Raw genomic sequence first — 22,746 nt, forward strand, 5'->3', positions numbered from 1 at the left:
ATAGAGAAATAAAATGATTACCGGGTGTGGTAATGATAAAGATAAGTTTCAGTGTGAAGCTTATCTTTACCCCCCATAATTATTTTAGATTTAGAAGAACATTTCACAATTCAAGGATAAAAATATGGGCTCCACATTTAACATATACGGCGATATTCTTCCAACACTCGACATGTATTCGGGACTAAAACCTTGCCATAAAAAAAGCAACCAACCATTTGACATTAACACGGAAATTGAAACCATACAAAAACAAATTAATTATGATATAAATCATTTGAATGATGGTTTTATTAAGCGTGTACTGAATGTTTTTATTCACCTTATCTCTAATCCCGACAATCTCGAATTAACCTTAAATCGATATTCATCAACAACAGAACAAATCATCGCCAAAACCAAAAGAAATGGTTTAAATGAGTTTGAAATTAACGATCTAAAAATAATATTTAATCGACAAGATGATAATGAAAGCGTATTAACTGTTTACCACAAAGATATAAGTCATAGTTGCAATGTTAAAACCGAGCAACTGCAGCAGTTTATTAAAATAATGGAACAAAAAGCGCAACTACCAATCTATATTGACAAGAACAATTTGAAAGAGAGTATTTGCTCTGTTTTGCACAATGACCCACAACATGCAGATAAAGATCAATACCTTCCCTATGATAAGTTTTTAAAACATGCCTGCAAAAGTTCAAATTCATTTGAAGTGAAATTAGATGCTACTCATCAATATCGACATCTGAATAACTTCATGATTTCTTTTGACCCAGTAGAAAGTCAATTAACCATACGGGATAATAATAACGAGACTGAAACTATCTCGTTGACAAACTTACAATGGGAAAATGTGCTGCAATACTACAGAGAAAATCACCAGCAGCCAAATATAGCAGGATCACGAAATCTCACGGATAATAGAGATAAAATAAAAAATACAATATCCACCTCTGAAATTATAGAGTGCGCCTCTCCTGAAATAAGAAATAGCGTTCTGAACGATCTTTATAGCATTGCTAACTTCCTCCCGGACAATAATCTGACACCAAATGAGAGCTGGAAAAGATTTTGTCATACATGCGAGCGCTTTTACGTTGCTCAGAAGAGTATCACTGGAGATAAGAGTGAACGTCTTACGCGAAAACTCTCTGTCTCTGATGCAGGAATTACAATGACCTTCAAGATAGGTGATATTGTCATCAATACTATTAGCACTGCTATTCCTAAAGATTCAACGGGTCAACGGTGTATCAAAGGGTTGAATTTAGCGGGAATGGATTTAACCGGCATAGACTTGTCTAAAATGGCTCTAAGGAATGTCAATTTTAATGGCAGCATTCTTAGAAAAGCGGATTTCTCCGGTACGATCTGTGAAGGCGTGGATTTTACAGATTGTGATCTGCGTAATGCAAAATTCGAAAATGCCACATTAGAAAATAATGATTTTCGTAAAGTTCGCTACTTGACTTATGTAAATTTCAAAAACGCAAATCTACGAAACTGTAACTTCAGCGGAAAAGTTCTCACTGGCGTTAATTTTACTGGAAGTGACCTTAGTAAGGCTTATCTTGAACACATAGATTTCACATCAGTCATTCTATATGAAACATCTGCAACATCTGCAAAATCTGCAAAATCTGCAACATCTGATACTTCTAAAATACCTGAAATACCTGGAGCACCTAAAATACCTGCAACACCTCGAATACCTGGTACACCTAAAGTAATTCTTACTGGAGCAATACTAAATTATTCCGATCTATCGGATAAAGATCTTTCAGAATATGATCTTACTGGTACTGTCTGCATGTTTACCAATTTTACAAACGCTAATTTAACAAAATGCAAACTGTTTAATACAAACTTTTCTGCTGCAACATTTAACAATACTAATTTCACTGGTACAGAAGGTTCTAATATTCTATTTAACCATGCATGGTTGTTCAATACGATATTTATAGATACGATTTTTAAAAATGCCTGTTTTTTCAATGCCAAAGTGAATAATGTTTCTCTTAAGAGTGCATATCTTTACAATGATAATATCGATAAAAAAGCCAATGACAGTACCGATAAACAAGCCAAGAACAGTACCGAGCAACAGGACAGTAACAGTTTTAATCAAGCCCGTTTAAAGAAAGAAGTGAATAGCAGTTTTTCCATTCCGGGTTTAACGTCTTATCAGCCAACGTATATAGTTGACGAATAGTTCAATAATCACCCAAAAAGAGTGAGTATGGCAGAGGATATAAATTGTTAACCGCCTCATCTATCATTCATGGATGAGGCGCATTTATCAGTCGATGTAAGCTGAAAATGTTCCGCCATCCAAAGACAAACGCCGCAACTCCCCTGCGGCGTTTACTATTTCATCGCCCCGCGTTAAGAATTCATTAAGCTTCATCCGTATACTCCTTATCTGTCGCACTGAATTTGACGAGAAAAAAGCAATAATAAGGAGCAACAAGTTGAAAAAGCGCATCACCTTTATCGTTTTTCTTTGCGCCATCGTGGCGGCAAGCCTGTTTTTTGTGCAATCCTGCGTCCGTAAAAGCCAGCATGTCGCAGGGTTTCAGAATTATCAGGCCACTATCGATGGTAAAGAGATTACAGGAGTAACTAAAAATATCTCCTCACTGACTTGGTCTGCGCAGAGCAATACCTTGTTTAGCACTATCAACAAACCTGCAACCATCGTTGAAATGACGACCGAGGGCGATCTGATCCGCACCATTCCGCTCGATTTCGTTAAGGATCTCGAGACGATTGAATACATTGGTGATAATAAATTTGTCATCAGTGATGAACGTGATTATGCCATTTATGTGATTTCACTTAACGCTGATTCGGAAGTGAGCATCCTCAAAAAAATAAAAATCCCATTGCAGGAAACGCCAACAAACTCTGGATTTGAAGGGCTGGCTTATTCCTCTCAGGACCATACCTTCTGGTTTTTTAAAGAGAAAAATCCGATAGAGGTCTACAAAGTTACCGGGCTATTGCGTAGCGATGAGTTGCATATCAGCAAAGATAAAGCGTTGCAGCGTCAGTTTACTTTGGATGATGTTTCTGGCGCGGAATTTAACCCACAAAAAAATACGTTGCTGGTGTTGTCACATGAGTCACGCGCCCTGCAGGAAGTGACCGTGACAGGTGACGTTATCGGCGAAATGTCGTTAACCAAAGGCAGGTATGGCCTTTCACACAATATCAAGCAGGCGGAAGGGATAGCGATGGATGCCAGTGGCAACATCTATATCGTTGGCGAACCCAATCTTTTTTATCGCTTTACGTCGACAAAATCACGATAACAGTCTGGCAGGTTCTCCTTTTTTGTTATTAACTTGTTAACTCAAAATAATACAAACAAGGAAGAACATGAATTCGACATCGCATCCCGTAGAACGTTTTTCTTTCAGCACCGCGTTATTCGGGATGCTGGTTCTGACCTTAGGTATGGGTTTAGGCCGCTTTCTCTATACGCCGATGCTGCCAGTCATGCTGGCGGAAGGCGAGTTTTCCTTTAGCGAACTCTCGTGGATCGCCAGTGGTAACTATGCCGGGTATCTGGCGGGGAGCCTGCTGTTTTCATTCGGCGCGTTTCATTTGCCCTCACGCCTGCGCCCATTCCTGTTAACTTCCGCCCTCGCAACCGGATTATTAATCCTCGCGATGGCGTGGTTGCCGCCGTTTCTTCTGGTTTTCATCATTCGCTTTCTGGCAGGGGTCGCCAGCGCCGGGATGTTGATTTTCGGCTCGACGCTTATCATGCAACACACCCGCCATCCCTTTGTTCTTGCGGCGCTATTTTCTGGCGTTGGCGTCGGCATCGCTCTGGGCAATGAATATGTGCTGGCAGGCCTGCATTTTGCCCTCTCTTCACAAACGTTGTGGCAAGGTGCCGGGGCACTTTCTGCCATAATATTGCTTGTTCTGGCGCTGCTCATTCCGTCGAAGAAACATATTATCGCACCAGCACCATTGGCAAAAATTGCCCAACAACCCATGAGCTGGTGGTTACTGGCGATTTTGTATGGTCTGGCGGGTTTTGGTTATATCATCGTCGCCACCTACCTGCCGCTCATGGCGAAAGACGCGGGCCAGCCTGTGCTGACGGCTCACCTCTGGACACTGGTTGGCTTGTCAATTGTCCCAGGTTGCTTTGGCTGGCTATGGGCAGCCAAACGGTGGGGAGCATTACCTTGCCTGACCGCGAATTTGCTGGTGCAGGCTGTCTGCGTACTGTTAACCCTCGCCAGTAGCTCTCCTTTATTACTCATCATCAGCAGTATTGGTTTTGGCGGCACCTTTATGGGGACTACCTCTTTGGTGATGACCATCGCCCGCCAGCTTAGCGTGCCGGGAAATCTTAATCTTTTGGGCTTTGTGACACTTATTTATGGTATCGGGCAAATTCTTGGCCCGGTGCTGACCAGCATGCTCGGCAACGGAACGTCGGCGCTCGCCAGTGCCACGCTCTGCGGCGCAGCTGCGCTATTTATCGCAGCGTTAATCTGCGGGATGCAAATATTCAAAATACATACGAATTACTCTTAGTTGATTTAATTATTTAACTTTTCAGCACAGCACGTAAAATAACTAAAACACCCTTGTTCTTTGGAGGTGCTCAGCCACCGCCACTATTATTCATGGTTTAGCAAATTTACGGCTAATTCATTATTTCTGGTCATATTATAGTCAGGATCGTTTTATACCTCCGTGCTAGAAAAAACACGTTTAATTCTGTTTTTTCACGGAAGGTCACTATGGCTTCGACAAATGCGCAGCAAATAAAAAATAATGATCAAAACTCTTTATGCGGTCTGGGTGACAAAATACGCCGCCTGGCCGCCGGAGTTTGTTTATTCACACAAATTTTTTTCCCCGTCATCGCGACGGCACAAAATGTGGTACACGCTAAACCCCAGATGACAGTTTCATCTCCTCCCCCTCTTACAGAAAATAAAACCGTACCTTACACGCTTGGCGCGCTGGAATCAGCGCAAAGTGTTGCTGACCGGTTTGGTATTTCACTGGAAGAGCTTCGTCGTCTTAATCAGTTTCGTACTTTTGCTCGCGGCTTTGATAACGTGCGCCAGGGTGAAGAACTGGATGTTCCGGCAACAACCTCGCAGAAAAGTCCTGAGCAACAAAATGCTGTAACGCCTGCGAATGGCGAAAACACGCTGGAGAATCAAATAGCCAGCACTTCGCAGCGAGTTGGCACTCTGCTTTCACAAGATATGAATAGTGAGCAGGCCAGCGGCATGGCGCGTGGTTGGGCGTCTTCAGAAGCCTCAGGCGCGATGACTGATTGGTTAAATAACTTTGGCACTGCGAAAATCTCTCTGGGTGTGGATGAAGATTTCAGCCTGAAAAATTCGCAATTCGACTTCCTGCATCCGTGGTATGACACACCCGATTCTCTGCTCTTCAGCCAGCATACCCTTCACCGAACAGACGATCGTACCCAGATCAACACCGGTTTAGGCTGGCGTTACTTCACCCCCAGTTGGATGTCAGGCATCAACCTGTTTTTTGATCACGACCTGAGCCGCTATCACTCCCGCGCGGGACTTGGCGCAGAATACTGGCGTGATTATCTGAAGTTGAGCAGCAATGCTTATATCGGCCTGACCGGCTGGCGTAGCGCACCAGAATTGGATAATGACTACGAAGCCCGCCCGGCTAACGGCTGGGATTTACGCGCGGAAGGCTGGTTACCAGCCTGGCCACAACTGGGTGGAAAACTGGTCTATGAACAATACTATGGTGATGAAGTGGCGCTGTTTGACAAGAATGATCGTCAAAGTAATCCCCATGCTATTACCGCGGGCCTCAACTATACCCCCTTCCCGCTTCTGACTCTCAGTGCAGAACAACGTCAGGGGAAGCAAGGTGAAAATGACACACGTTTTGCCGTTGATCTGACCTGGCAACCCAGCAGTTCAATGCAGAAACAGCTTAACCCGGACGAAGTGGCCGGACGGCGCAGTCTGGCCGGTAGTCGTTATGACCTGATTGATCGCAACAACAACATCGTTCTGGAATATCGCAAGAAAGAGCTGATTCGCCTGAGTCTGCTGGATCCGGTGAAAGGAAAGTCTGGAGAAATAAAATCGCTGGTTTCCTCGCTACAGACCAAATATGCCCTGAAAGGCTATAAAATCGACGCTGCTGCGCTGGAATCTGCTGGAGGAAAAGTCAGCACTTCCGGAAAAGATATCACAGTCACGCTGCCTGGTTACCGCTTCACTAACACCCCGGAAACCGATAATACGTGGCCGATAGACGTTACCGCTGAGGATGTAAAAGGTAATCTGTCACATCGTGAGCAAAGCATGGTCGTCATCCAGGCTCCGGCATTAAGCCAGAAAGATTCTCTGTTATCCGTTAATCCGCTAACCCTGGCAGCAGATAAAAAATCGACTACCACATTGACTGTGACTGCGCACGATTCCGACGGTACCCCGGTTCCGGGGCTGGCACTGCAAACCCGCAGTGAAGGTGTTCAGGATATCACTCTGTCTGACTGGACAGATAACGGGGATGGTAGCTACACACAGATGCTGACTGCAGGAACGACTTCAGGTTCAGTAACACTGACACCGCAACTTAACGGTGAGAGTGCGGTAAAAGAATCCATCGTCGTTAATATCGTCCCTGTTGTCTCATCCCGCGACCATTCTTCAATATCCATAGATAACATATTGTATTATGCCGGAGACGACATCAAAGTCAGGGTAGAACTGAAAGACGACAACAATAAACCGGTTGAATATCAAGAAGACGCGTTGGTAAAAGCTGTCACTGTCGAGAACAGCAAACCAGGCGCCACGGTTGTCTGGCACGAAGAGCATCCGGGCGTTTATGCAGCGAATTATCCGGCCCATAAGCAAGGAGCAGCCCTGAGGGCACAACTTAGCCTTCACAACTGGAATACTCCTCTGCAATCGCATATTTATAATATCGAAGCAAACCAGAATAAGGCTCACGTCGCCACATTATCCGCAACGAATAATGACGTTTACGCCGATAAAAAGACGTTTAATACCATCACTATTAACGTCACTGATGAGAGTGATAATCCCCTGAGAAATCATCAGGTCACCTTTAAGAATGAGAAAGGAAGCGCGGAATTTGTAGAACCGACGCAGCAAAATACTGATGCACATGGTGTTGCCACAATCAACATGATAAGTCAGGTTGCGGAAGAAAATACGATTAGCGCTACGCTGCCAAATGGTTCTACTCAACGGGTAACTGCGAAATTTGTTAGCGATTCGAATACGCCAAAACTCAAACAACTGGTTGCCGCGCCAGATACCATTAGTGCTGGTAATAGCCAGGGTAGTACCCTGACCGCCACCGTCACAGACTTTCATAACAACCCGTTAAAAGATATGAAAGTGAATTTTGTGGCACCAACTGACTCGCAACTGGACAACACGACCGCCACAACTGACCAGTCCGGGATTGCGCGGGTGCACCTGACCAGTTCAAAAGCAGGTAACTATACCGTCGATGCCTCGCTTGAGGCGGATAAAAATATTCACCAGTCGGTTACGGTTACCGTGGTCCCAAACAGGGAACAATCGGTAATTATTTTGAATGCCGGATCGGGCAGTACGATTGCTAACAATACAGATACCGTTACCCTGACTGCCAGTGTGAAAGATGTTTATGGACACTCACTACCGGATGAGGATGTGAAATTTACCTTGCCAGCATCTATGACAGGGAACTTCACGCTAAGTAGTGACACCGCTCGCACCGATTCAAACGGCAATGCCGTGGTCACATTGCGAGGCACAAAGGCGGGTGAGTTTACAGTGACGGCAACGCTGAGCAGAAATAATACCAGTGCTAATCAGCTAGTCTATTTTATTGGGGATACAAGCAGCGCGCAGCTCCAGCCGCTGACTGCCTCATTAAATACCATAGTTGCTGGCAACAGTACGGGGAGTACCCTGACAGCAACGATCCTGGACGCATACCAAAATCCGCTTAAAGACCAACAGGTCACTTTCCAGAGTAACGATGTCACACTAAGCGGAACAGAAGTCACCACCAATACGCAGGGTCAAGCGACGGTAATAATGACCAGCAATATTGCCGGACAACATAACGTAGTGGTGAGCCGGAAAGCGCAATCATCCGATAATAAAACGTTTAGTTTATCAGTGCTCCCGGATGAAAGTTCGGCGAAGATAATAAGTATAACCGGAGCCGAAAAAACGATAATGGTTGGCGAAAACATCACGCTACGAATACACGTACAGGATGCGTTTAATAACGTCATAGCCGGTCAACGCGTCAGATTAAGTGCGCTGCCAACCGCTAACATTACGATAGACGATACGGCTTACACCGATAATAACGGCTATGCGTACGTTAACCTTATCAGCACCCAGCCTGGGGTCTATCAGGTGACAGCAACGCTGGACAATAACAGTAGTCGTAAAGTTGACGTGAGTGTGGCAAAGGGCAAACTCGAGTTAACATCATCGAAGCCAGAAACCACGGTCCATAACAGTGAAGGTATTACACTGACCGCAACGGCAAGAAATATTCAGGGTGAATTGATGCCGGGGCAAATTATCACCTTTAGCGTAACACCTGATGGTGCAACGCTAAGCAATACAGGGGAAATCCTGACTGATCAGTCAGGTCAGGCCAAAGTGACGCTGACCAGTGACAAAGTCAATGTATATACCGTTACGGCCACAATGGGCAAAGACGTTCCCGTTCAGAGCCAGGTGACGGTTGCGGTTAAGGCTGATGCTACAACGGCACATGTTGTGAGTGTAGTGGCTTCTCCTGACACCATAATCGCCGACGGGGTTGATAGCAGCACCATCACTTCACGAGTAGAAGATGATTATGGATTCCCGGTTGAAGGTGTCGACGTTAGTTACAGCTTAGACACCAAAGGCAGCCCGGTGATTAATAATCCAACTACGCGTACCGATCAGTCCGGGCAAGTCCACAAATCCGCAGCCATTACATTGATTCCTGGTACGGCAGATGAAAGTAAATCAACATTGAAATCTAGCGTTAGCTCTTTTATGGCTGACTTCCAGGAGAGCGCGACACTTACGTTAATATTGCAAGACAAGTACGGTAACCCGATAGTGACGTCTGATCATCTGGAATTTGTCCAGTCAGGTGCCTACGTGAACCTCCTGAAGTTGAGCAATATTGATTACAGCCAAAGAAATTATGGCGAGTACACCGTCACTGTCACTGGCGGCGTAGAGGGCAGAGCGACTCTCATTCCTATGCTGAACGGTGTTCATCAAGCAAACTTAAGCATATCACTGGATCTTGTCCGCTCAATAAAAGACATGCACGGTCATGTAACAGTCAACAACCATACCTTCACAACGGCTACATTCCCCAGTGAAGGTTTTATAGGGGCGTACTACACACTTAATGATGACAACTTTGAAGCGGGTAAAACCGTTAGTGATTATATGTTCACAAGTTCACAGAGTTGGGTGTCTGTCGATGCTTCAGGTAAAGTTTCTTTCACAAATACCGGCGACCAAACTTCAGTCGTAATAAGCGCTGTTCCCAGACAAGGAGGTACAACCTACCAGACATTAATTAAGCTGAAAGGCTGGTGGGTGAATCATGGGAATCAAACCAATATCTGGCTAACTGCCAATGCGTTCTGCAACGCGAAAAGTGATGGATATAATCTTCCTGGCGTCGCACATTTAACGTCTGGCGAAAACAAACGCACGTTGGGATCGCTATATGGTGAGTGGGGGAACGTTGGGGAGTTTTCCAGTGATTCGCAATTTACCGCGGGTGCTTACTGGACCAATCAACAGGATGATTACAATAGTCACGTCTATGTGCAGATGCTGACGGGCAGGATTGGAAGCGACGCAGATTCCAGCGCTCAACTAACTGCCTGCCGTAAATCACTTTAATTTCTGAAGTAGTTATTAAAGGATACCCTTTTGCGAGGGTATCCTTTCAGACTCATGACAAAAGCCAAATTGCCTGATGCGCTACGCTTATCAGGCTTACACTATCTCTCTAATATATTGAATTTTTATGCTTTTGTAGGGAGCGCAAGGCGTTTATGCCGCATCTGGCACGAGCAAACATTAATCAGCTCTTTTCTTCGGGCACTCAAGAAACTCAACAGCAACCGTTGATGTCAGCCAGACCCCGTTTTCCGCTTGCCAGAAAGGGATGCCTCGTTTCGCCATTTCCTGTGCTTTGACGGTTAAAATAACCGGCAATCCGTGTCTTGCTCCCACTTTGCGTGCCGTTGCTTCATCAGCAGAGAGATGCACGTAATGACGCTCTCCTGGAATCAGCCCTTGTTTTTTTATCTCGTCAAGAAAGCGGCTTGCTGTACCGTGGTAGAGAAATTGTGGCGGTGTTTTTTCGGCAAAGGCAATGGCGACCTGCGAAGTCGAATGCCCCTGAACCGCGCGAATGCACCTACTATCACTGGAATAACTAAAACGCTTTTTATCGCTGGTGGCGACAACGGTATCCAGTAATGCACGGGTTAACCGCTTACCTGCTTTTTGTGCACAAAGTATGAGCTTATCAATATCCGCCCATCCTTCACGGTCAAGTACGATACCAATCGCCTCCGGTTTATGTCGGAGAACAAAACTTAAAAACTTGCTCGTATCCGCCAGCTCTTTTTCGTTGTACTTTGCCATCGCATTTTCGTCCCTGGATTTTCCGTTTTTATTTACTCACGTCATTGTCACTGGATTTATGAATTTTCTGCAACGAAATCCTTCGCAGCATCTTGTTCAAACAGCGTAATTTTTCCGCTATGCAAAAAACGCATAGCCAGAAACATACTTGCATTTTCCCCATACCCACATGGCTGATAAGGTTTTTCAGCTCCAGGAATTTTCCTGGCTCAAGCAACACACAAACACAAAAAAACAATGGGGATTGTTATGACACAACAAGGGGATGCTGTAGCCGGGGAGCTGGCGACAGAAAAAGTGGGCATTAAAGGGTATCTGGCTTTTTTTCTTACCATAATCTTTTTTTCCGGTGTTTTTTCCGGGACAGACAGCTGGTGGCGCGTTTTTGATTTTTCCGTTCTGAACGGATCGTTTGGGCAACTGCCTGGTGCGAACGGAGCCACCACCTCATTTCGCGGAGCGGGTGGCGCGGGGGCTAAAGATGGCTTTCTCTTTGCGCTGGAGCTGGCACCGTCAGTCATTCTCTCTCTGGGGATTATTTCAATTACCGATGGTCTTGGTGGATTACGCGCCGCGCAGCAGTTAATGACACCTGTGCTAAAACCATTGTTGGGCATTCCAGGAATCTGCTCGCTGGCGCTGATCGCTAACTTGCAAAACACTGATGCCGCCGCCGGTATGACCAAAGAGCTGGCGCAGGAAGGTGAAATTACCGAACGCGATAAAGTGATTTTCGCCGCATATCAAACCAGCGGTAGCGCCATCATCACCAACTACTTCTCTTCCGGCGTCGCGGTGTTTGCCTTTCTGGGGACGTCCGTAATCGTACCTTTAGCCGTCATCCTGGTATTTAAATTTGTCGGTGCCAATATTTTGCGCGTCTGGCTTAACTTTGAAGAACGTCGCAACCCAACGCAAGGAGCGCAAGCATGACAACTCAGGTCCGCAAAAACGTCATGGATATGTTTATTGATGGCGCGCGCCGTGGCTTTACTATCGCCACCACCAACCTGCTGCCCAACGTGGTGATGGCATTTGTCATCATTCAGGCACTGAAAATTACTGGCCTGCTCGACTGGGTGGGGCATATCTGTGAACCCGTAATGGCGCTGTGGGGATTGCCAGGTGAAGCGGCAACCGTCCTTTTAGCCGCATTAATGAGTATGGGCGGCGCAGTCGGTGTTGCCGCCAGTCTGGCAACCGCCGGCGCATTAACCGGCCACGATGTCACTGTTTTACTGCCTGCAATGTATTTAATGGGCAACCCGGTGCAAAATGTCGGTCGCTGCCTGGGGACAGCCGAAGTGAATGCCAAATATTACCCGCACATCATTACGGTCTGCGTCATTAACGCATTGCTGTCGATCTGGGTTATGCAGCTTATTGTTTAACAAGGAGTTATCATGATTGATTATTCCGCAGCCGGTTTTACCCTGCTGCAGGGAGCGCATTTGTATGCGCCGGAAGATCGGGGAATTTGCGATGTCCTCGTCGCTAACGGCAAAATTATCGCCGTTGCCAGCAATATCCCGTCTGACATCGTACCTGACTGCATGGTCGTCGATCTCCGCGGGCAGATCCTCTGCCCAGGTTTTATTGATCAACACGTCCATTTGATTGGCGGTGGCGGAGAAGCTGGTCCCACTACGCGTACGCCGGAAGTGGCGTTAAGTCGTCTGACAGAAGCGGGCGTCACGTCAGTGGTTGGACTGCTGGGCACCGACTCTGTCTCTCGCCACCCGGAATCCCTGCTCGCCAAGACCCGTGCGCTCAATGAGGAAGGCATCAGCGCCTGGATGCTGACCGGCGCTTATCATGTACCTTCCCGCACCATTACAGGTTCCGTGGAAAAAGACGTGGCAATTATCGATCGCGTGATTGGCGTGAAATGCGCTATCTCTGATCACCGCTCTGCCGCACCGGACGTTTATCACCTGGCCAATATGGCGGCGGAATCCCGCGTTGGCGGTTTGCTCGGCGGTAAGCCTGGCGTCACTGTGTTCCACATGGGCGACAGCAAAAAGGCATTGCAGCCTATCTATGACCTGCTGGAAAACTGCGATGTTCCCATCAATAAGTTGCTGCCGACCCACGTTAACCGCAACGTACCGTTGTTTGAGCAGGCGCTGGAGTTTGCGCACAAAGGCGGCACTATCGACATCACCAGCAGCATTGACGAACCAGTCGCCCCTGCCGAAGGTATTGCCCGCGCCGTTCAGGCCGGTATTCCGCTGGCACGCGTCACCCTCAGCTCTGACGGCAACGGTAGCCAGCCGTTCTTCGATGACGAAGGGAATTTAACCCATATCGGTGTTGCAGGTTTTGAAACGTTGCTGGAAACCGTGCAGGTGCTGGTCAAAGACTATGATTTCAGTATCAGCGATGCCCTGCGCCCGCTCACCAGTAGCGTAGCCGGTTTCCTTAACCTGACCGGGAAAGGCGAAATTCTGCCAGGCAATGACGCAGACTTGCTGGTCATGACGCCAGAACTGCGCATTGAACAGGTATACGCCCGCGGCAAACTGATGGTTAAAGACGGCAAAGCCTGCGTGAAAGGAACGTTTGAAACGGCATAAACGGTTGTCAGCCGCCCGAATGGACGTAGAATGCCCGCAAGGGCGGCTGACAGAGTAAAACGTAATGGATGACTGTGGTGCGGTTTTGCATAATATTGAAACAAAATGGCTTTATGATTTTCTGACCCTGGAAAAATGCCGCAACTTTTCCCAGGCGGCAGTCAGTCGCAACGTCTCACAACCCGCATTTAGCCGTCGCATCCGCGCGCTGGAACAGGCAATTGGCGTTGAATTGTTTAACCGCCAGGTGACACCTCTGCAACTCTCGGAACAAGGGAAAATCTTCCATTCGCAGATCCGCCATCTGCTGCAACAGTTAGAGAGCAACCTTGCAGAACTGCGTGGCGGCAGCGATTACGCGCAACGTAAAATCAAGGTAGCCGCTGCACACTCTCTTTCTCTCGGTCTTTTACCGTCCATTATCAGCCAGATGCCGCCGCTCTTTACCTGGGCGATTGAAGCCATTGATGTTGATGAAGCGGTCGATAAACTGCGTGAAGGGCAAAGCGACTGTATTTTTTCCTTTCATGACGAAGATTTGCTGGAAGCACCGTTTGACCACATTCGCTTATTTGAATCTCAATTGTTCCCCGTCTGCGCCAGTGACGAACACGGAGAAGCGCTTTTTAACCTCGCACAGCCACACTTTCCGTTACTGAATTACAGCCGCAACTCCTACATGGGGCGATTGATTAACCGTACCCTGACGCGCCACAGTGAGTTAAGTTTCAGCACCTTTTTTGTCTCGTCGATGAGCGAGCTTTTAAAGCAGGTTGCCCTCGACGGCTGTGGGATTGCCTGGCTGCCGGAGTACGCCATCCAACAAGAAATTCGCAGCGGGAAGCTTATCGTTCTGAATCGGGACGAACTGGTGATCCCGATTCAGGCCTATGCATACCGGATGAACACCCGTATGAATCCCGTGGCCGAACGCTTCTGGCGCGAACTGCGCGAGCTGGAGATTGTGCTTAGCTGACATTCTCCAGCGTCGCACTACACCAACCGCCACTATCCCAGACCAGATCAAACGTTAGCGGTTCATCGTCGTGGTGCAGCATTATCTCAAGGCTGATCGCCAGCGTGTGGCTGTACGCTTCTTTCAAATTGACCTGCAACGCCGCAATCCGAGGCTCATGAAATAACAGTGCAGAACGTAGTTGACGGCAATACCAGCTCTGGAGATGTTTGTCGCTCTGGTTATGCACTTGCCACTCAGGCATACCTGAAACAAGTAATGAAGGTAATGCCGAATGAGGAGAATTAAAAAGAGTGAGGAGATCGCTGCATACCGATTTACGCAGTGATAACGTTTTATTGCCTGAAATTTCAGGTGAAACAGCCTGAAGTGATTGGCGCATCATTTTGCGCACTCCTGACGTTTAGCAACATATGTGGCTTGCCCTGAATACCGGGCACCACTGTATTGATGCTCATTTTCCATAGCCATTCCCTTTTGTTCATTACATCCATGTCAGTCTGAGACAGGCCTGAATCCTGTCAGCAAAGTATAAAACCTTACTTGCCTATGAATATCTACTGACTTTTCAGGAAAAAAGTCATGATTTGATAAAAATCATCAAACTCAAAAAAAACTGCTAGTATATTCTGAATATTCCGAATAGTTACGTAGATGAAAATACTTGTCACCGCCGCTACTTAATCCCGGCGGGAGATTATTTATTTTCGTATAATCAACCATGTATTATTTGAAACAATTAGTTTGTAAATAATATAAATTGATAACATATCAAATACATCAAAAACACCATTCACAGGCATTATTAATATAGACATCAATATAACAACATCAAATTCCAATTAGTAATAAGATATGCTTTTAAATTGCATGCAAATAATTTTAAATGAGCGTTTTTTGATACTTTAGAGTGTTTCCCACCCTTTAATATCACTGTGTAGAGTTGATATCACTACAACAGAAACATGCATGTCATTTGTTTACTTCTCTTTTTACTACAGAAAAATTTATCTATTTTTCTAAAACATCAGTGAAATACTCATAAAAGGTTATTAATATGTCTATGCCAATAAGCAATGCCGCTAACAACAAAATTTTTACAGATAATCATTTCGCTCATCATCCAAATGCCGATAAAGAATTAGCAGACAGTATGCCCTCGCATCTTAACTCGGAAAACATCTATGTCAGACCTCTTGTTCGTGGAAATAACCATAACTATGATGGGGGAAGTGTTGTCGAAATTAGACAGCTTGAAATTGGTAAACAAGGGTATTGGCCATTCAATTACGTAACAGCCGCATGTAAAGAATCCGATGGTATTTCAATCACAGGAAACATACGCTGTGGTACCTGGAAGGCCAGCTCAGTATTAGACGGAATATACGGTGGAGTATGTAAAAAGGCGCATGTTTCCGCAGCGTTAGAAGCTGGTCTACGGTTTAACCTAACTATGGATTCTAAAATTCCAAACACGATACATGAAATAACCCTAGGCCCTGGTTGCAATGTTCCAGGCTATGCGGGAACCACGATAGGATACCTGGCAACACTCCCCCTTGAAAAGGTTGAAAATTGGCAAGATACAACACTGCCAAGAATTGATATCTATATTGATCAGATAATGACTGTGTCAGGGGTAGCAAATTCTTCCGGATTCGCCCTTGCTGCATTACTTAATGCTAATATTGGAATGGGAAATGACCCAATAATTGGTATAGAAGCCTATCCTGGTACCGCTGAGATCCACGCTAAGATTGGATATAAAGTTATCCCCGGGGATGAAAATGCACATGTCAAACGTATGACTCTGCAACCGTCATCTCTCCCAGAACTGTTTGAATTAAAAAATGGTGAATGGAATTATATTGGTAAATAACCACTGGGAAGAATGAGTACTAACATTCAGGTTATACAGATATTTAAACAATACCCTGCAATTTATAAAGTAATACTCATTGCGACTTCTTAATTTAAGAAAGCGCAAGGAACGTTTACCCTTGCGCTTATCATAATAAGTCAGGCGTCGACTTTATCCAGCGGCCATGAATCAAATAGATAGCCATCAAAATAAATATCGTCAACGTTCGAGAATTCAAGCAGACGTTGCTTCACGTTTTCCAGATGCTGCCACATTGCCAGCTTCGCCGCTCGGGCGTCTTTTTTGATTAACGCGGCGAGGATCTGTTTGTGATCGCCCAACCACTCTTTGCGATACAGGCTGTCATCCAGATGGCTGTGCAACTGGATCCACATCGGATTGTTTTCCCGCCACTGCCAGGACTGACGGAATAACTCCACCAGCATGCTGTTATGCGTTGCTTCGGCAATGGCGAGATGGAACTGCATATCACCGCTTTCGCTGCTACCCGGCGCGCTGGAAGCCAGTTCACGCTCTTCCAGTTGCAATGCCTGACGCATTTTGACGATATCTTCGCGGGTAGCCTGCAGGGCGGCAAATTCCGCGATGTTACTTTCCAGTAACTGACGCGCCTGTAACAGCTCAAAAGGACCGGCATCATTGCAAACGTTGGCATCCGGACCGTCTGTGTTCTGGCTGTCTGAGCTATCAAGAACATAAATACCGGCACCCCGGCGCACTTCCACCAGCCCTTTGATCTCCAGCATGATCAGCGCTTCACGTACCACCGTCCGCGTGACATCAAGCATTTCTGCAATTTCACGCTCCGGCGGCAGCCGTTCGCCAGGATTGTACGGCGTCTTTATGATCAGATCGCGGATCATCGCCCCGACTTCCTGGTAAGGTCTTTGCGCAGAGGTGGCAGATTTCATGGTGTTGTGTCCGTTAGGTGCAGTTAATCAAATTTTTGCCGGATGCGTCGTGCACGCCTTATCCGGCCTACAACGGGCGATTTTACGGCACCCGTCAATCTCAAACTATACCATTAGCACTGGAAGTTGGCACGTACAGGTGGGCAAAAAACGAAAACTGGTCAACCAAATATGCGTTTGATTGACCAGTAAGTCTGTAGGGTAATCAGTTAGTTACAGCGCAGCCACACACTCGCGCGCACCGCGTTCACACAGCTGCTGATATGCCGCCGTCACCGCGCCAACAAAGTCGGCATTCTGCGGCAGATCATCGGCAAAAATACCGCTCAGGCCCAGCAGCGCTTTCACGCGGTCTGCGCCCTGATACTGCGCATTGATCTTCTGGAACTCCGCCAGCATCGGGTCGACCACATCAATGGCATTCCCCTGCTCATCCACCCCCTGGGTGTAACGCATCCAGCCAGCCACGCCGAGCGCCAGGTGACGCCAGCTACCGCCGTTTTGCAAGTGCAGACGCACCGGGTCCAACAGACGCTGCGGTAACTTCTGGCTGCCGTCCATCGCAATCTGCCAGGTACGGTGACGCAGAGACGGGTTGCTGAAACGCTCGATCAGCAGCGTCGCATAGGCGTTCAGGTCCGTACCTTCCGGCATCGACAGCGTTGGCGCTTGTTCCTGCATCATCAGGGCAAAGGCCGCTTTGCGATAATCCGGGTTAGTCATGGTGTCGGCAATAGTTTCATAGCCGCCGAGGTAACCGAGGTACGCCAGGAAAGAGTGGCTGCCGTTCAGCATACGCAGTTTCATCATTTCGAACGGCACAACGTCTGCAACGAACTGTGCGCCCACTTTATCCCAGTCCGGGCGACCATTAACGAAGTTATCTTCAATGACCCACTGACGGAACGGTTCGCAGGCAATGGCGCACGGGTCGTAAACGCCCAGCTGGTCAGCAATTTCCTGCAACGTTTCTGGGGTAGCGGCAGGAACGATACGGTCAACCATGGTGCACGGGAAGGTGACGTTCTCTTCAATCCATGCCGCCAGTTGCGGATCGCGCGCCTGAGCCAGCCCCAGAACGGCAACTTTTGCCACGTGACCGTTTTCACGCACGTTGTCGCAGGACATCACCGTAAACGCTTTCAGCCCTTTTTCACGACGCAGACGCAACGCTTCGACGATGTAACCAATCGCGGACTTCGGCGCAGTCGGGTTTTCCAGATCGTGCTTAATCAGCGGATTATTGAGATCCAGCTGACCGCTTGCCGCATCGGCGCAATAACCTTTCTCTGTGACCGTCAGGGAGACAATCGCCGTCTGCGGACGCGCCATCGCGATGAGAATACCTTCACAACCGTCGATTTCCGGGTGCAGCGCTTCTTTCATCGAGCCAATAATTTTCAGCTCGGTGCTTTCTGCGCCTTTTTCCGCCACGGTGTACAGCAGTTGCTGTTTTTTCAGGTTTTCGATCAGCACGCGGTCGTTACCTGGCATCAGGTTAACTTCGCAGATCCCCCAGTCGCTATCCGTGCTTTCCAGCAGGTGATGGGTGTACAGCGCCTGGTGCGCGCGGTGAAACGCCCCGCAACCGAGATGCACAATGCGTGATTCCAGACGAGAATGATCCCATGACGGGCGGGCAACCGGCAGATTGCTGTCAACAATAGTAGTCATCGTAAACTCCAGAATCCGTCTTCAGAGAGTGACGGCAAGGAAGAAGGAACCGGCACGGCGCGCAGCCATGCCGGTGGATATTAACGGCTAAAGAAAGCGCGCTGGATCGCCATTTCGACGCCGCGAACTTCAGCCAGACCTTTCAAACGACCAATTGCGGAGTAACCTGGGTTGGTTTTCTTCTTCAGGTCGTCCAGCATCTGATGACCGTGGTCCGGACGCATCGGGATCAGGTCTTCTTTGCCTTCCGCTTTACGACGGTGTTCTTCTTCAACAATCGCTTTCACCACTTCGTACATATCAACGTCACCGTTCAGGTGCGCCGCTTCGTGGAAGGTTTTCGGGTTATCTTCACGCATGGTGGAACGCAGATGGGTGAAGTAAATACGCGGACCGAACTGCTTGATCATATCAACCAGATCGTTGTCAGCACGCACGCCGTAGGAACCGGTGCACATGGTGAAACCGTTCGCCATGCTGTTTACGGTATCAACCATCCACTGCATATCTTCAATGGTGGAAACGATACGCGGCAGGCCGAGGATTGGGCGCGGCGGATCGTCCGGGTGAACAGCCATACGCACGCCAACTTCTTCCGCAACTGGAATGATCGCCTTCAGGAAGACCGCAAAGTTTTCGCGCAGTTTGGCTTTGTCGATATCTTTGTACAGCTCCAGGTGCTTACGGAACTGGTCAAGGGTGTACCCTTCTTCCGCGCCCGGCAGACCGGCAATGATGTTACGGGTCAGACGCGCTTTGTCTTCGTCGCTCATAGTGGCGAAGCGTTCAGCGGCCTGAGCAATTTCTTCTTCGGTGTAATCCGCTTCCGCGCCTGGACGCTTGAGGATGTGCATTTCAAACGCAGCAAATTCGATCTGGTCGAAGCGCAGAGCTTTGGAGCCATCTGGCAGCACGTATTCGAGGTCAGTACGGGTCCAGTCGAGCACCGGCATGAAGTTGTAGCACACGGTGCGAATGCCGCACTGCGCCAGATTGCGCAGAGTTTGCTGATAGTTAGCGATCCACTGCTCGTAGTTGCCAGTATGAGTTTTGATATCTTCGTGAATTGGCACGCTTTCTACGACAGACCACACCAGGCCTGCGTCTTCAACGATCGCCTTGCGTTTGAGGATCTCTTCTACGGACCATACTTCCCCGTTCGGGATATGGTGCAAAGCGGTAACCACGCCAGTCGCGCCCGCCTGACGGACATCAGCTAAAGTGACCGGATCATTAGGGCCGTACCAGCGCCAGGTCTGTTCCATGATTTTTCCTCTTTCACATAGTGGGTTCCACAGCAAAGAGACGCGGAACCCTGGAGTTGTTTAGGTATCCGGATGAACAACCAGACCGCAGCCGTGGCATTGCATCGGATGAGATGGCGTATAAGTTCTACCTTTTGGTAATACATGTCAACCCGAATTCCAAAATTGGTTAACCACATCACAAGATTTTCACGCGCACGCTCGTTGCTGCAAATTGCAGCAAAGGGTAATTGATAGTTATTAATCAGAGGGTGTGACATTCATCGCAACAATGGTTGACCAATTTACATAACATGTCGCCCAAAATAACAACGGTTCAACCAGGTAAGGTAAAACGTTATGCATGTGCTTAACATTCTTTGGGTAGTATTCGGTATCGGCCTGATGCTGGTACTGAATTTGAAGTTCAAAATCAATTCAATGGTGGCTTTGCTAGTGGCGGCGCTATCCGTCGGGATGTTGGCGGGCATGGATTTGATGTCGCTGCTGCACACCATGAAAGCGGGCTTCGGCAACACGCTGGGGGAACTGGCAATCATTGTTGTGTTCGGTGCGGTCATTGGTAAATTGATGGTCGACTCCGGCGCGGCGCACCAGATAGCGCATACGCTGCTGGCGCGTCTCGGCCTGCGCTATGTCCAGATATCGGTGATTATCATCGGCCTGATTTTTGGTCTGGCGATGTTCTATGAAGTGGCCTTTATCATGTTAGCGCCGCTGGTTATCGTCATTGCCGCCGAAGCTAAAATTCCGTTCCTGAAACTGGCTATTCCGGCAGTAGCGGCTGCTACCACCGCACATTCACTTTTCCCTCCGCAGCCGGGTCCGGTGGCGCTGGTGAATGCTTATGGTGCAGATATGGGGATGGTTTATATCTATGGTGTACTGGTGACAATCCCAAGCGTAATCTGCGCAGGCCTGATTCTGCCGAAGTTCCTCGGTAATCTTGAGCGCCCAACGCCATCATTCCTGAAAGCAGATCAACCGGTAGATATGAATAATCTGCCCTCTTTCGGCGTTTCGATTCTGGTGCCGCTGATCCCGGCAATCATTATGATCTCCACCACCATCGCCAATATCTGGCTGGTCAAAGACACCCCTGCGTGGGAAGTGGTTAACTTTATAGGTTCATCGCCGATTGCAATGTTTATTGCGATGGTGGTTGCATTCGTACTCTTTGGCACCGCGCGTGGTCATGACATGCAGTGGGTGATGAACGCCTTTGAAAGCGCGGTAAAAAGCATTGCGATGGTGATTCTGATCATCGGTGCGGGCGGCGTGCTGAAGCAGACCATCATCGACACCGGCATTGGTGACACCATCGGCATGTTGATGTCCCACGGCAATATCTCGCCCTACATCATGGCATGGCTGATCACCGTACTGATTCGTCTGGCGACGGGTCAGGGTGTGGTATCAGCGATGACCGCCGCCGGGATTATCAGTGCTGCAATCCTTGATCCAGCAACCGGTCAACTGGTTGGCGTGAATCCGGCGCTGCTGGTACTGGCGACGGCTGCGGGTTCCAACACCCTCACCCACATTAACGATGCCTCATTCTGGTTGTTCAAAGGTTACTTTGACCTGTCAGTAAAAGACACGTTGAAAACATGGGGTCTGCTGGAGCTGGTCAACTCCGTGGTTGGGCTGATTATTGTGTTGATTATTAGCATGGTAGCGTAAAAGAACACCAGAGCCTGCCAATGGCAGGCTCAGTTCGGATTGTCGGCAAAGTGCGCTTTGTTTATGCCAGATGCGACGCTGACGCGTCTTATCTGGCCTACAAAGGGCTAACGTGCAGGTTTTTAGCTTCAGGCAATATTGCGTACCAGCATTAGCAATGTTCTGTGATTTCTTTATTGATAAACAAAAGTCACGCCAATAATCGATTGCACATTCCCTGCAGTCACCTGCCCTCCGGTACGTGCGTAATTTGCCGTTAATCCCAGACTTACCGCCGAAGTCCCTACTGCTCCTAACGATACCGTGTTATTCGCTGGAATAATCGTACCGTTGCGCGTTAACTGTACGCCGACGCCCTGCGCTGGTGAAAACGACGCGGTATTGGTGAAAATCGAATTGCCCGCATCTGCGGTTGTGCCGGAGAGGTAATACCCCAGGTTTTGGCTTTTCGCACAATAAACGGTAAGAGGAATCGGCACTGAACCAGGGTAGTCTGGCAGAGTAACGGTGACATCACGAGCAGAAACATCGCAGCCGCCAGTAGGCACCACCACATCATTATTGGCGTAAATATTCCACACAAACTGGAAATCATCGCTGTTATAGTTGTTGGTCTGTCGCAAAATAAGCACGGCAATTAATGAGCCAGCTTTAATCGCCACCCCGCCCGCACTGCTCACAGGCGTCAAATAAAGCGCCACCGGCCACGGCTTATCCGTTCTCGAATTATAAACAACGCGCGGCGTTTCGCTGGTGGTAGGAAATGGATAGCTACTGCCACTATATTTTACGGTCCCGGAAAAATTAGATAACACGCCGCCATAAGCCGAACCTCGTTGCAGTGTGACATAGTCTGTAATGGTTTCCGGGTAATCGTTATGGCAAAAGATTTGCGTCGAAAGATCTACGACCAGGTTTTGCCCCACATTCACGGCAGGCGCAAGGTTTACATAGACATTGGCGCTGCCACCGCCAATAGGGATAGCGGTGCCATTGGCGGTTTTACAGGCGAATGACCAGGCATTTACCGACCAACCCATCAACAGTACAGCAAACAGGGTAATAACTCTTTTCATTAC

Annotated in this window: 18 protein-coding genes and 1 pseudogene; 10 read left to right on the forward strand and 9 right to left on the reverse strand. The window is 47.9% G+C overall.

Annotated features, from left to right (window positions below):
* Nucleotides 1–124: 124 nt before the first annotated feature.
* The 4 genes from FQ015_RS20000 (at nt 125) to iatD (ending at nt 9,947) form a co-directional block, all read left to right on the forward strand.
* Nucleotides 125–2,215, forward strand: coding sequence for a pentapeptide repeat-containing protein (locus FQ015_RS20000; RefSeq protein WP_160524412.1), 2,091 nt, complete (start codon nt 125–127; stop codon nt 2,213–2,215).
* A 259-nt stretch (nt 2,216–2,474) separates the two neighbouring features.
* Nucleotides 2,475–3,317: an SdiA-regulated domain-containing protein gene (locus FQ015_RS20005; protein WP_160524413.1), complete on the forward strand. Its 843-nt coding sequence runs from the start codon at nt 2,475–2,477 to the stop codon at nt 3,315–3,317.
* A gap of 67 nt (nt 3,318–3,384) precedes the next feature.
* Complete coding sequence (locus FQ015_RS20010) at nt 3,385–4,563, forward strand: MFS transporter (protein ID WP_103253460.1); 1,179 nt, start codon at nt 3,385–3,387, stop codon at nt 4,561–4,563.
* A 209-nt stretch (nt 4,564–4,772) separates the two neighbouring features.
* The gene (gene iatD / locus FQ015_RS20015; RefSeq protein WP_160524414.1) at nt 4,773–9,947 is read left to right on the forward strand and encodes an inverse autotransporter IatD; all 5,175 of its coding nucleotides are present in this window, start codon (nt 4,773–4,775) and stop codon (nt 9,945–9,947) included.
* A 180-nt stretch (nt 9,948–10,127) separates the two neighbouring features.
* Here the strand turns inward: iatD and kptA are convergent, their stop codons facing one another.
* Nucleotides 10,128–10,700, reverse strand: coding sequence for an RNA 2'-phosphotransferase (kptA, locus tag FQ015_RS20020; protein ID WP_160524415.1), 573 nt, complete (start codon nt 10,698–10,700; stop codon nt 10,128–10,130).
* A gap of 249 nt (nt 10,701–10,949) precedes the next feature.
* Here kptA and FQ015_RS20025 point away from each other — a divergent pair, with 249 nt between their 5' ends.
* The 4 genes from FQ015_RS20025 (at nt 10,950) to hypT (ending at nt 14,252) form a co-directional block, all read left to right on the forward strand.
* Nucleotides 10,950–11,633, forward strand: a complete 684-nt coding sequence (locus FQ015_RS20025) for a nucleoside recognition domain-containing protein (protein WP_001295597.1) — start codon at nt 10,950–10,952, stop codon at nt 11,631–11,633.
* Nucleotides 11,630–12,091 (forward strand): YjiG family protein, encoded by a 462-nt coding sequence (locus FQ015_RS20030; RefSeq protein ID WP_000211971.1) that lies wholly within the window; start codon nt 11,630–11,632, stop codon nt 12,089–12,091. The genes FQ015_RS20025 and FQ015_RS20030 overlap by 4 nt, the downstream gene beginning before the upstream one ends.
* Before the next feature lie 12 nt (nt 12,092–12,103).
* A complete protein-coding gene (gene iadA / locus FQ015_RS20035) occupies nt 12,104–13,276 on the forward strand; it encodes a beta-aspartyl-peptidase (protein WP_160524416.1) in 1,173 nt (390 codons plus the stop codon).
* Between the two features lie 64 nt (nt 13,277–13,340).
* Nucleotides 13,341–14,252 (forward strand): hypochlorite stress DNA-binding transcriptional regulator HypT, encoded by a 912-nt coding sequence (gene hypT, locus FQ015_RS20040; protein WP_000340767.1) that lies wholly within the window; start codon nt 13,341–13,343, stop codon nt 14,250–14,252.
* On the opposite strand, the gene iraD is transcribed toward hypT, so the two are convergent.
* The 4 genes and pseudogenes from iraD to FQ015_RS24765 form a co-directional block, all read right to left on the reverse strand.
* Entirely contained in the window at nt 14,245–14,637 is a 393-nt protein-coding gene (gene iraD / locus FQ015_RS20045) for an anti-adapter protein IraD (protein ID WP_000986225.1), read from the reverse strand. The two genes, hypT and iraD, sit on opposite strands and share 8 nt — an antisense overlap.
* Nucleotides 14,634–14,717, reverse strand: coding sequence for an iraD leader peptide IdlP (gene idlP, locus FQ015_RS20050; protein WP_123009414.1), 84 nt, complete (start codon nt 14,715–14,717; stop codon nt 14,634–14,636). Before idlP ends, iraD begins: the two co-directional genes overlap by 4 nt.
* Before the next feature lie 115 nt (nt 14,718–14,832).
* Nucleotides 14,833–14,975, reverse strand: a pseudogene (locus FQ015_RS24570) (hypothetical protein).
* Nucleotides 14,954–15,070, reverse strand: a complete 117-nt coding sequence (locus FQ015_RS24765; protein WP_418933164.1) for a hypothetical protein — start codon at nt 15,068–15,070, stop codon at nt 14,954–14,956. The pseudogene FQ015_RS24570 and the gene FQ015_RS24765 overlap by 22 nt, the downstream one beginning before the upstream one ends.
* A 239-nt stretch (nt 15,071–15,309) precedes the next feature.
* On the opposite strand from FQ015_RS24765, the gene FQ015_RS20055 reads away from it, so the two are divergent.
* Nucleotides 15,310–16,131, forward strand: coding sequence for a DUF2686 family protein (locus FQ015_RS20055; protein WP_000062493.1), 822 nt, complete (start codon nt 15,310–15,312; stop codon nt 16,129–16,131).
* 140 nt (nt 16,132–16,271) lie between these two features.
* On the opposite strand, the gene uxuR is transcribed toward FQ015_RS20055, so the two are convergent.
* The 3 genes from uxuR to uxuA all read right to left on the reverse strand — a co-directional run bounded on the left by uxuR (nt 16,272) and on the right by uxuA (nt 19,984).
* Nucleotides 16,272–17,045 (reverse strand): Uxu operon transcriptional regulator, encoded by a 774-nt coding sequence (uxuR, locus tag FQ015_RS20060; protein WP_000833681.1) that lies wholly within the window; start codon nt 17,043–17,045, stop codon nt 16,272–16,274.
* Nucleotides 17,046–17,258: 213 nt separating this feature from the next.
* Nucleotides 17,259–18,719, reverse strand: a complete 1,461-nt coding sequence (locus FQ015_RS20065) for a fructuronate reductase (RefSeq protein WP_106907634.1) — start codon at nt 18,717–18,719, stop codon at nt 17,259–17,261.
* Between the two features lie 80 nt (nt 18,720–18,799).
* Nucleotides 18,800–19,984 (reverse strand): mannonate dehydratase, encoded by a 1,185-nt coding sequence (gene uxuA, locus FQ015_RS20070; RefSeq protein ID WP_000438605.1) that lies wholly within the window; start codon nt 19,982–19,984, stop codon nt 18,800–18,802.
* A gap of 339 nt (nt 19,985–20,323) precedes the next feature.
* On the opposite strand from uxuA, the gene gntP reads away from it, so the two are divergent.
* A complete protein-coding gene (gene gntP, locus FQ015_RS20075; RefSeq protein ID WP_000558243.1) occupies nt 20,324–21,667 on the forward strand; it encodes a gluconate permease GntP in 1,344 nt (447 codons plus the stop codon).
* A gap of 173 nt (nt 21,668–21,840) precedes the next feature.
* Here the strand turns inward: gntP and fimH are convergent, their stop codons facing one another.
* The gene (fimH, locus tag FQ015_RS20080; protein WP_000832227.1) at nt 21,841–22,743 is read right to left on the reverse strand and encodes a type 1 fimbria D-mannose specific adhesin FimH; all 903 of its coding nucleotides are present in this window, start codon (nt 22,741–22,743) and stop codon (nt 21,841–21,843) included.
* Nucleotides 22,744–22,746: the final 3 nt, after the last annotated feature.

Origin of the sequence: Escherichia sp. HH26CH (assembly GCF_009820205.1) — a bacterium.
GTDB lineage: Bacteria > Pseudomonadota > Gammaproteobacteria > Enterobacterales > Enterobacteriaceae > Escherichia > Escherichia coli_F.